We start from the raw sequence: 11,092 nt of genomic DNA on the forward strand, positions 1-11,092 counted from the left end.
GTTCATTCAATCATCTTAGTAATCTTTGTCCGTAGTATCAGAAACAATAATGTTATCAGCGTCATTCAAGATAACAATCACTTTTTTACCATTACTTTTAAATCGTTACTTACACAGTGTTACTTTATTAAAGCACTGATATTATTAGAATAATGTAGATTATGCAGAGGAATGTAATTGTGCCATTACAATTTACTTGAACGATTACTCAAATAATTATTGAGCGATTGCTCAATATCATTTATAGTAGTCTCTATTGACTCACCTACTAAGCAAAGTCGCTGATCTTGAGTAACCACTCAAGCTAATAATTAAATGTGAATCAGCGACTACTTCGAAGTGAGCATGGAAAATCTAAAACACACTAAATCTTAAACCTATTATTAGGAATAATATTATGACCGAATTTACTTTACACGACAAAGACACAGCTCCAGCAGAAAGCAAAGACTTACTTGATTCTTCTATCAAAGCATTTGGCATGGTACCTAATCTACACGCCGTGATGGCTGAAGCACCAGGTCTACTAGAAGGCTATCAGCGTCTGCACGAATTGTTCTTAAACAGCAGTTTTGATGATGAAGAAACCACTGTTGTATGGCAAACTATCAACGTTGAACATGCTTGCCATTACTGTGTACCTGCGCATACTGGTATTGCTAAGAGTATGAAAGTAGATGACGCCATTACTGATGCATTGCGTGATGAAACGCCACTACCAACTGCACGTCTAGAAGCGCTACGTGACTTCACGCTTTCTGTTGTACGTGATCGTGGCAATGTTGATGATAGCGCTGTTCAAGCATTTTTAGATGCAGGCTACACTAAGCGTCAGGTTCTTGAGGTTATTCTTGGTGCTGCTCAAAAAGTAATGAGTAACTACACAAACCACCTAGCTAACACGCCAGTTGACAAACCATTCCAAAAATTTGAATGGCATAAAGCTGACTAATATGTTTTTCAGCTAACGCTGACACCGTCCATTTGATGTTTTCATGCTGTTGTTCGAAACATCTTCGGGCAGCAGTTTTTCATTTTAAGTTATCGTTAATGAGAGATCCTATGGAACAGGCAAAAAAACCTTTACAGATAGACATCGTGTCAGATGTTGTGTGCCCTTGGTGCGCTATCGGCTATAGTCAATTGGCTGAAGCATTAAAACAAACCAACACGCCACATGAGATTCACTGGCATCCATTTGAATTGAATCCTAATACGCCGCACGAAGGACGAAACTATCGTGAGCATATTATGGAGAAGTATGGTACGACTGCTGAAGACGTTCAAGAAGGCCGAGCGAGAATGACAGCAGCAGGTGCAGAAGCTGGATTCCATTTTCAGTTTACCGATGACTTTCGTACTTACAATACTTTTAATGCGCATCAGTTGCTACATTGGGCTGATCAGCAAGGACGTATGCACGACCTAAAACAAGCATTGTTCGTCGCGCATTTCGTCGATAATAAAAATGTGGCTGACAGTACCGTACTTGCAGATATTGCAGCAGGTATCGGACTCGATCGTACCGAAGCGCTTGCCGTTATCGCAGATCAACGCTTTGCCAATGTGATACGTGAAGCCGTACAGCACTCAAGGCAGCAAGGTGTCCAAAGCGTACCATCGGTTATCTTTAATGGTCGGCATTTGGTGAGCGGCGCACAAGGTGTAGAAAACTATAAGAGTATTTTAAAGCAACTAGCAGACATGCCAGAATAAAAATAATAAACTGGATCTGATTGACCAATTGCACTCTACTGAGCACAGTCTATAAAAAGGTATCATCATTATGTCAAATTCTAATCATTACGAGCCACCTAGCGTCTGGACGTGGGACGCTGACAGCGGCGGTAAGTGGGCAAGTGTCAACCGCCCTATTGCTGGCCCAACGCATGAAGCAGTGCTACCTCGCGGCAAACATCCATTGCAGATCTACTCAATTGGCACCCCTAATGGCCAGAAGGTCACCATTATGGTCGAGGAGTTATTAGCATTAGGTGTGACAGAAGCTGAGTACGACGCGCACCTTATCCAAATTGGTGAAGGTGGACAGTTTTCGTCAGGTTTTGTTGAGCTAAATCCAAACTCAAAAATCCCTGTGCTTTTGGATACAGAGACTGGTAGCCGAGTGTTTGAAAGTGGCTCTATCTTGTTTTATTTGGCTGAAAAGTTCGGAAAACTACTCCCTAAAGATGCAGCAGCACGCACTGAAGTGATGAACTGGCTGTTTTGGTTACAAGGCTCTGCTCCTTACTTGGGCGGCGGTTTCGGACATTTTTATTTTTATGCGCCCGAAAAGTTTGAGTACCCTATCAATCGATTCACAATGGAAGTAAAGCGACAGTTAGATGTCCTAGAACGAGAGCTTGCAGAAAATCGCTATCTAGGTGGCGATGAGTATACGATTGCAGATATAGCCACTTGGCCTTGGTATGGTAATCTCATACTAGGTCAAGCATACGAAGCAGGAGAGTTCCTACAAGTTGAAAGCTATCCAAATGTACGTCGCTGGGCAACAGAGATTTTAGAGCGTCCTGCTGTACAACGTGGTCGCAAGGTGAACCGTACTTGGGGTGAACCTGCTGAGCAATTGCATGAACGTCATGATGCCTCAGACTTTGAGCTAAAAACTCAAGACAAATTAGATGCTAAGGCAACTGAAGAAGCAAAAAAATAGACGCTTTGTCTATTACTTATTGGCTTACTTAAATAGTCTTGTTGGGCAATTTCAAAGGTAATGTTAACTTTTCCTATTACTACTTGGGACTACTGTAAACATTCAACACTTTTGCACTTAGGACTGTTAATGTAAGGCTGCTAAATAAGAACTAACCACAAAAACACTATCAAAAAGGATAAGAACTATGTCAACAGATTATGCTCAAAAAATTCAAGCTGGTACTACATTTCCTGAAATGGAAGTACAAGTATTGAATGGTGAAACGACTTCATTAGGCAAACCTGAAAATGGTCATGACTGGAAATTGGTCGTTGTATACCGCGGTAAACACTGCCCAATCTGCACAAAGTACCTAAATACTTTAGAGACTATGAAAGACTCTTTTCATAACACTGGTGTCGATATTATCGCAGTATCTGCAGACAGCAAAGAGCAGTTAGAAGGTCATCTAGAGCAGATAGACGTTAACTTCCCGATGGCTTATGGTCTAACTATCGAACAAATGAATACACTAGGTCTATATATCTCTGATCCACGTTCAGAAAAAGAAACTGATCATCCTTTTGCTGAGCCTGCTGTGTTCGTTATCAATGCTGAAGGAAAAGTACATATTGTTGATATCTCGAATGCACCGTTCTCTAGACCAGATCTTGAATCATTGGCAAACGGCCTAGCTTTTGTTAGAAATCCAGAAAACAATTATCCTATCCGCGGTATGCACGGACAGTAAATCGATAGCGTTTAATTCATTCGAATAATCGTATGGTTTAAATACCAAGGGTGTATTGAGGGAAATCCTCAATACACCCTTTTTTGTCTATTGGAGTGGTTAGGTTGGATACATCTTAGTTTTATAATGACCTACTTTTGCTCAATACCATTCGTTCGTCAAAAGATATTTTGAACAGTACTGTCTATTATTTGTTGTTAACACTCGTACACTGAGATTGATTTCCTGCTAAAATCATGCAGTAACATTATCAATATCTCATCATAGGTATGAGTAAAAGGACTCAATATGCGATTGAAATCAATCGTTCAAAAACTACATGAACGCACTCCAAAATTGGGCAAAGCTGCCTCGCTGACAACTGCAACCAGCGTTATCACTTTTAATAGCATGTTAGCCGGTCTACCTGTCTGGGTGATGGGTGCGACTAAAGCTATCACTGGTGCTGCCATCGCGGACAAAGCTGTTATTGATGTGACGAACTATTGGATTAATAGTAATAATGCATTAATCGATAACGTATTACCGCGCAAAGACTGGCGCATTAACTTACCTGATGACGTGCATACAAACGGTAAGTATCTACTGGTTAGCAATCATCAGTCATGGGTTGATACCAGTATCGTGCAATATATCAGCGAAAAACGTTTACCATTGACACGTTTTTTTACCAAGTTTGAGCTCATATATATTCCCGTCATTGGTCAAGCTTTTTACTTTCTCGACTTTCCTATGATGCGTCGACACTCAAAAGAAGCCATCGCCAAAAACCCTGCTCTAAAGGGTAAGGATATCGAAGAAGCGAAACGAGCGTGTGCATTACTCAAAGACAAGCCTTTTACGCTATTGAACTATCTAGAAGGGACTCGCTTCACCCCTAGCAAACACGATAAGCAGAAATCCCCTTATACACATTTACTTAAGCCGCGCGCTGGCGGGTTATCACTGGCTATGAGTGCATTAGGCGAAGAGATCGATGGGATTTTAGACATGACGATTGTCTACCCTGACGGTGTACCTACTTATAGCGATTTATGGAAAGGTAACATCAAACGTCTAGGGGTCGATGTGCGACATATTGAGATACCTAAAGAGTTGTTTACTGCGATCAAAGAAGGCGGCTATGAAACAGATGAAGCAATAAAAGCGCAGATGTTTGACTGGGTAGAACAAGTATGGCATCAAAAAGATCAGCTAATCACAGAAATGCTAGCTGACTTTGAGACCAATGATTTTGAAACCAACAACTCTGGAAATAAAGAATCTGAAACTGAAGATAACATTGAGCAGGCTTAGCATATTATTTATACCAAAAATCCTTATTATTTGATAACCTCAAGGTATGTCTCACGTGTACTAATATGATAGAGGTAAAGCCATATAATGATGAAGTTTCGCGAAAAATGGTTTTGGGCGTTATGCCTTGCAGTATTAGTACATGCTGGGGTTTTCCTTGTTTTTTACCTCAACACCCAGCAGACGGATTCGGTAGAAGTGGCTGATAGCCAAACAAGCATGACTGAACCAGCAGCTATCAATGAGGTAACTCTACCTGAACCTGAAAAGGTCTATACCACTACTGTCACTAGCACTAAGACATCGGATGACACTAACGACAATATAAATGAAACCGTCAATAAAAAACCTGAGGCTGTTAATAAGCCTAAGGCATCCCAACTAACAAGTAGTGATAAGCAAATAGCAAAAGTAGAGAGCAAAAAAGCATCCCCTTCTCCAGATGTAAGTAACATCGATAATAAACCCAAAAAATCCGCTACTACATCGAAAGAGTCAGCTCAGATAATCGATACTCCTACGCAAAAAGAAAATACGTCAAATACTCAAACAGATAACGAAACCCAGTCTATAGTTGCAAACACTGATGATAATTTGGAAGAGCTTAGAAGCAATGCAGGATTATTAGATATAGACGTTCCTGCTCAAAAAAGTAACGTCACAATAGATAAAGACTACCTTTCAGCAAAATCTGAAGTAGAAGATATCAATAATCAGCTGAGTGCCGCCATCAATGAAGTTAAAAAGCGTAACCAGCAGAAAATTGACGAGCAACAACAGTTAAGAAATAAGGTAAACATCAAAGATAACCAAAACTCTCCTGACAATCCCAACTAATTCTATAAAAGTTATAAGTAGTAGCATCATTGGGCCCTATACTTATATATATAAAAAACCCCAGAAATCAACTGGAGTTTTTTAATCTCATTGATAAATATTCACCGATGAACTATTAACGCTCACCCAAACCTTCTGATAAGGTTTTGGTAATTGGCTTAGTTAAGTAAGATAATACTGTACGTTCCATCGCCTTAATATCGACAGAGGCGGTCATACCAGGCTTTATAACAATCTCATCACCGCGTCCCTTAAACTCAGCACCATTAATCACAATTAATACACGGTAGTAAGGCTCTTCGCCTTCAGGTGTTTTTTCCATTAACGTGTCTGGACTGATATAGTTGACTGTACCTTTCATGGCTCCAAAGATAGAGTAGTCATAGGCATCAAGCTTAACGGTCGCTTCTTGACCTTCTTTGACGTAAGCAATATCAGCAGGACTGACCTTTGCATCTATAACCAAGTCACTACTGGTTGGCAGAATCTGCATGATGATCTCGCCGGGCTTAACAACACCACCAATAGTGGTCACGTTGATATTTTTAATCTTGCCTTCTGTGGGAGCCATCAAGCGTTTTTCTTCAAGCACTTGTGCTCGATCTCGCAACTGCTCAAGCTCTGTATCTAGCTCTTCCTGAGCCTTTGTCATTTCAGCCTGTGCTTCTTCAAAATACTTATTACGCTTGTTATTAATCTGCGCTTCGATATCAGCAACTTGACGGCTCAGTTTGATGACATCAGCCTGACTGACATCGCCATACTGCAATAGAGGCTCATTCATGCGTAGTTCTTGACGTGCCAGCACCAACATTTTCTGAAGAGAAGAAACTTCTTCATTGATAGCTTGACGACGTCTATTGTATAGCGCTCTTTGGTTTTGCACGTATTCAGGATAGTCCTCTATCCCTTTAGGAAATACCAACGGTTTTTCAAAAATCTCAGCGTTTAATCTTGCTAACTTAGCAGTCAATGCAGCTGTTTTAGAGGCAGAATTATCAACAGCTGCTTTAGCACGCTCTTCCTCCAACACTACCAATAATTGACCTGCTTTAACTTCCTCACCTTCTGTGACAGCCAACTGAGTCAATACGCCGCCTTCTGACGCTTGGATTTCTTGCGTTCGAGCACTGGCGATTACCGTTGCTTGCGCACGGGTCACTTGGTCAATCTTGGCAAATGAGGCCCAGACAATTAAAGTGACAATCCCGATTAATGCTATCCAAATACTCAACCTTGAACGATTAACCTTGGGCTTGGTGGGTGTGTACTTATACTCTGACATGCCTACTTCCCTTGATCATCTGTTGAATGTTTGGCTTTGATAGGTTTTACATTGATATTTCTTACTCTAGAGGTAGCAGGCTTATTTTTTTCAGCACCTTCTTTTGACGGTTGATTGGATTTGTTAGCGATTTTATCTTTTTGCTGTACGGTAGTTTTATTCTTTGCTTGATCATTTTTTCTAAGCTCATCAAGTACCGCTTGTTTTGGACCATCGATAATAATACGCTGGTTATCCATAATGATCAGCCGATCTACCAAGTCTAGCAATGCCGTTTTATGAGTAGACACAATAAACGTCTGCCCTTTCGTTAACTCCTGACGTAGCACTTGTAGACAACGCTGCTCTTGTCGATTGTCCATAGAAGCCGTTGGCTCATCTAGCAAAAATACATCTGGCTTAGTCAGCAGCAAACGGGTAAACGCTACTAGTTGTTTTTGTCCACCTGATAGGCCTTTACCGCCTTCGCTGATGGGTAGATCAAGACCGCTCGAATGACTGGATACTAAATTGATTAGTCCTGTTCTATTCAAGGTATCTTGAAGAACGTCGTCATTGGGCGCTGCCATACCGATTAATAGATTCTCACGCAACGTTCCTTGAAATAGTCGATGATCCTGCTGCAGATAACCCAAGCGCTCACTAAGTGTCTCACGACTGACCTGATGTATATCAAGTCCGTCTAACAATACGCGCCCTTCCGTTGGTGCGTACAATCCTGCCAATACCTTAAGCAAGGTAGATTTACCTGAACCAATAGGCCCAAGTATCGCTATACGCTCTCCTGGCTTAATCGATAGTTGTGGAACCGTAATGGCTGGTCGATCATTGCCTTGATAATTAAACGATAATCCATCGCACTGATATGCTCCTTTTATATGCGTAGGTGATAATGGATACGCAACGCCTTGGTTGTCTTGCTCAAGCGCAAACAGACTCTCGATATTCATTTTGGCGGCTTTGGCATGAGCATACTGTACTAGTAGATTGGGTATTGCCATAACAGGTGCCAACACCCTACCACCAAGAATCGAGCAAGCAATCAGCCCACCCATTGTCATGTCACCTTGCATAACAACAAACGACCCTACGATTACAATACCGACATAGCTCGCTTGTTGCAGCATTTGCGTGAAATACGTTAAATTGTCATTGGCATGCTTCATATCCAAATCATTTTTGATAGTGACGTCCATCACATCCAGCCAACGTGAGAGAAACTTCCAACTACCCGCCCCTGCCTTTATTGTCTCAACGCCTTCCACAGCTTCTACTAGCAAACCTGTCTTATAATAGGAGGCCGTCGCACCCTCTGATGCGATGGCATCGATGCGTTTTCGAGCAACCAGTCCCATCGTAATAGCGATAACTGCCGCTATCACTGGCACGACAGCCACTAGTGGTGAGCCAATAAAAGCCACCAGGCTGACAAAAATAATAGTCATGGGCAAATCGACTAAACCAAAAAGCGTACTGGCCGTAAAAAAACTACGTACTTGCTCATAACCACGTAACTGCGCCGCCATAGAGCCAACTGACCCCGGCATTTGGTCGATACGTACTTTAAGTAAACGCTGGAACACTTCTCGAGACAGGTACTGGTCTAAACCGACGACAACCTTATCCATGATTCTTGAGCGAGAGAACTTCATAAACGCTTCAAACATAATCACTAAGAAGACGCCACTGGCTAAAATAATCAACGTATATTCGCTACGCGTTGGAATGACGCGGTCATAAACTTGCATAGAAAACAGAGAAACGGCCAATGCCAGCATATTAATCAGAAAAGTAGCTATGACGGCTTCAGCTAAAATACCTTTATAATTACCTAAATCAGATTTTAACAGATCAGAAAATGAGGCTTTTCGCTGCTTAATATGATCTTCTTTTAGACGAATACGCATGACCAAAGTCAATTCTTCGGCACGCGTGTGTACCTGCTGATTCGCTTGTCTAAAGTTCCAGCTTTTCTGCGGTGTTTGGCTATCGATCACGCCCCAACCCATGTCTGAGCGATATGCTAATAATGGTAAAAAAGCGGCATCAGGTTGCTCTAATATTTCTGGTGTATCGGTTATACCGATACCTTGTAGTACTGCAATGACACCGCCTAGCTCATGAATGCTTTGACCTTGTACATCCGACTGCTCACTATGACGTTTAACAACATCATGAAGCCGTATATTGTCTACTGGATAGCCTTGCTGTCCGAGTAAATGCTTAATCGCATCAGTCAACGTTTCGGTCAGATCGACCTGCTCTGAGTGTTGCAGCTCATGGTGACCAACAGACTGAGACGGTGTCTTTTGTAATTGTGCACTCATATTAATCGCTTATTTAGTATTTTAGATGGTTGCATATGTAGGATAGGTTACGCCTGGTTGAATGACTTTACGATTTAATTATTTGTCATGTCGTCTTGTTCATTTATCGGCGTAATACTGTAATCATCATTTAACATGAGATATTCACCATTGTTCAAGCTTTGCTCTGTTGTGACAGGTAAATTGACATTGACATATTCATCTGCAATGTTATCTCCATAACCAAACTCGCTACCGGCTCTGTTTTTATCTTGTTTGTTGAGCCATTTTTTTACAGACCCTATCGGGCTAAATAAACTCACTGGCTCACGATTACGAGAAAACTGTTGCCATTGCATAACGCCAAAATCTACTTGTAACTTATAAAATGACCCCAACATCTCTGCTCGGGTCTGCACTAGCTGGACTTGGTAATCATTATGCTCACGTACAGCATTGAGCACTTCTAACCATGATTTACGTCCTGCAATGAATTGGCGACGATAAGAGCTGACCACAATCTGGGCACCTGCTACAGCGGCAATCAATGATGTCTCTCGATCTTTAGCACTAATAAACTGTTGATACTGTACTTGGATTTCTTCTATGACATTACGTCGTGCCGCTTCCTGATTCTGTATCAAGCTATTGACCTCTGCTTGCGATGCACGGGCTAGCGCAAAGTTGGAAAATCCTGCTCCTGGTTCATAGCTCAGACCTACTGAAAACTGTCCGTCATTTTCATCATCTTCATGATAGTAAACATGTTCGTATTGAGCATATACGGTTGGATATCTTGCTGCCTGCTGAGACTCAACACCCTGCTTAGCAGATTCGATTTGAAAATGGTTTTTTACGACGGTAGGATTATAAAATCCTGCCCTATCAAAGGCCATTCTTTCAAAATCAACAGATTGACGTTTGGCCTGCTCAACCAATACTTTGATATTCGGTATGCTCGTTACGCTCATTTGAGATAACGGCTGACCAATGATTTGTTCCAACCTAGCAGCAGCAATACGTTGCTGTTCAACTGCAGCTTGATAAGAGGTCTGTTCTTGTAAGATACGATTGGTTACTAGATCAAGTTCAATACGAGCCGACACGCCTTGACCAACACGGCGCTGCATCATTGCTTCAAAATCATCCAACTCTTTTATATTTTCAACATAGACACTTTGCTGGGCGACTGCTTGGATATAACTCTGCCACGCCTCAATCGTCGTTTTGGCTACTGAGTTTTGCTGCTCATAGATATATTCGACTGCAGCTTTGTCATCAAATATAGCCTGATTAACATCTGCTGTGAGCTGACCCCCTGTCCATAGAGGCTGGCGAATGGTGACCTCTGATATAAAATCACTGTCTCTGTCATAACCTGAGCTCACGCTTGGGGTTGGCAAAAGGTTTAATTTAGCCGCATTAATACCCTCAGTGGTCGCTTTTTGACTCGCTCGAGCGGATCCTACTAAAGGATGTGTTTGAATGGCCTGTGCCACCAAGTTATTGATTTGGAAATCTGATACTGCTGCATGGGAAGTCACTGTAAAACATATACCAGACGCCAAAGCGGTCATGAAATGGCGCACTGAAATACTACGAAGTAACTGCTTACGATTTGGCGATTTTTTCATATTAATTTCAGTAACCATCCTTGTTAAAACACGCTGGAATATATATTTAATACTACTGTATTAAACCTCAGTTTATAAGGCAATAAGATAATTACCTTGTAAAGTCTAATGTATAAAAAAGTGAAAATCTCAATAACGGAAATTTATTTATTCATCGCAAATAGTGTAACACTGAACAAAAGATATCTTGCATAAATTAGCTCCTCAAAACATAGAAAAATGATAATAAAACGGCTCATAGAATTCGCTTTACCACCGTAAACTAAATACTGTGGAATCAGAGTCAGTTAAAAGAACATAGAATATGTCATCTAAATCCTGATAAAA

The 11,092-nt window shown here is 41.3% G+C and carries 9 protein-coding genes; 6 read left to right on the plus strand and 3 right to left on the minus strand.

The annotated features are described in order from the left end of the window. Positions 1-397 precede the first annotated feature (397 nt). The 6 genes from ACT3QQ_RS12815 (at position 398) to ACT3QQ_RS12840 (ending at position 5,540) form a co-directional block, all read left to right on the plus strand. On the plus strand, positions 398-952 hold the full coding sequence (locus ACT3QQ_RS12815) for a carboxymuconolactone decarboxylase family protein (RefSeq protein WP_444521413.1): 555 nt from the start codon (positions 398-400) through the stop codon (positions 950-952). A gap of 110 nt (positions 953-1,062) precedes the next feature. Next, positions 1,063-1,716, plus strand: a complete 654-nt coding sequence (locus ACT3QQ_RS12820; protein ID WP_444528287.1) for a DsbA family oxidoreductase — start codon at positions 1,063-1,065, stop codon at positions 1,714-1,716. A 70-nt stretch (positions 1,717-1,786) separates the two neighbouring features. Continuing rightward, on the plus strand, positions 1,787-2,674 hold the full coding sequence (yghU, locus tag ACT3QQ_RS12825) for a glutathione-dependent disulfide-bond oxidoreductase (RefSeq protein WP_444528288.1): 888 nt from the start codon (positions 1,787-1,789) through the stop codon (positions 2,672-2,674). A gap of 187 nt (positions 2,675-2,861) precedes the next feature. Further along, complete coding sequence (locus ACT3QQ_RS12830; RefSeq protein WP_444528289.1) at positions 2,862-3,407, plus strand: peroxiredoxin-like family protein; 546 nt, start codon at positions 2,862-2,864, stop codon at positions 3,405-3,407. A gap of 288 nt (positions 3,408-3,695) precedes the next feature. Beyond that, positions 3,696-4,703: an acyltransferase gene (locus tag ACT3QQ_RS12835; RefSeq protein WP_444528290.1), complete on the plus strand. Its 1,008-nt coding sequence runs from the start codon at positions 3,696-3,698 to the stop codon at positions 4,701-4,703. Positions 4,704-4,790: 87 nt separating this feature from the next. Then, entirely contained in the window at positions 4,791-5,540 is a 750-nt protein-coding gene (locus ACT3QQ_RS12840) for a hypothetical protein (protein ID WP_444528291.1), read from the plus strand. A 115-nt stretch (positions 5,541-5,655) separates the two neighbouring features. On the opposite strand, the gene ACT3QQ_RS12845 is transcribed toward ACT3QQ_RS12840, so the two are convergent. The 3 genes from ACT3QQ_RS12845 to ACT3QQ_RS12855 form a co-directional block, all read right to left on the minus strand. Continuing rightward, positions 5,656-6,825, minus strand: a complete 1,170-nt coding sequence (locus tag ACT3QQ_RS12845) for an HlyD family efflux transporter periplasmic adaptor subunit (protein WP_444528292.1) — start codon at positions 6,823-6,825, stop codon at positions 5,656-5,658. A 2-nt stretch (positions 6,826-6,827) separates the two neighbouring features. Continuing rightward, a complete protein-coding gene (locus ACT3QQ_RS12850) occupies positions 6,828-9,152 on the minus strand; it encodes a type I secretion system permease/ATPase (RefSeq protein WP_444528293.1) in 2,325 nt (774 codons plus the stop codon). Positions 9,153-9,226: 74 nt separating this feature from the next. Then, the gene (locus ACT3QQ_RS12855) at positions 9,227-10,765 is read right to left on the minus strand and encodes a TolC family protein (RefSeq protein WP_444528294.1); all 1,539 of its coding nucleotides are present in this window, start codon (positions 10,763-10,765) and stop codon (positions 9,227-9,229) included. Between the last annotated feature and the right edge of the window lie 327 nt (positions 10,766-11,092).

The sequence above is a fragment of the Psychrobacter sp. AOP7-A1-24 genome, assembly GCF_052376235.1.
Classification (GTDB): domain Bacteria; phylum Pseudomonadota; class Gammaproteobacteria; order Pseudomonadales; family Moraxellaceae; genus Psychrobacter.

Coding starts and splice junctions, on each gene's coding strand:
- ACT3QQ_RS12840 (WP_444528291.1), top strand. CDS start 4,791: ATGATGAAGTTTCGCGAAAAATGGTTTTGGGCGTTATGCCTTGCAGTA.
- ACT3QQ_RS12820 (WP_444528287.1), top strand. CDS start 1,063: ATGGAACAGGCAAAAAAACCTTTACAGATAGACATCGTGTCAGATGTT.
- ACT3QQ_RS12855 (WP_444528294.1), bottom strand. CDS start 10,765: ATGAAAAAATCGCCAAATCGTAAGCAGTTACTTCGTAGTATTTCAGTG.
- ACT3QQ_RS12845 (WP_444528292.1), bottom strand. CDS start 6,825: ATGTCAGAGTATAAGTACACACCCACCAAGCCCAAGGTTAATCGTTCA.
- ACT3QQ_RS12850 (WP_444528293.1), bottom strand. CDS start 9,152: ATGAGTGCACAATTACAAAAGACACCGTCTCAGTCTGTTGGTCACCAT.
- ACT3QQ_RS12815 (WP_444521413.1), top strand. CDS start 398: ATGACCGAATTTACTTTACACGACAAAGACACAGCTCCAGCAGAAAGC.
- yghU (WP_444528288.1), top strand. CDS start 1,787: ATGTCAAATTCTAATCATTACGAGCCACCTAGCGTCTGGACGTGGGAC.
- ACT3QQ_RS12830 (WP_444528289.1), top strand. CDS start 2,862: ATGTCAACAGATTATGCTCAAAAAATTCAAGCTGGTACTACATTTCCT.
- ACT3QQ_RS12835 (WP_444528290.1), top strand. CDS start 3,696: ATGCGATTGAAATCAATCGTTCAAAAACTACATGAACGCACTCCAAAA.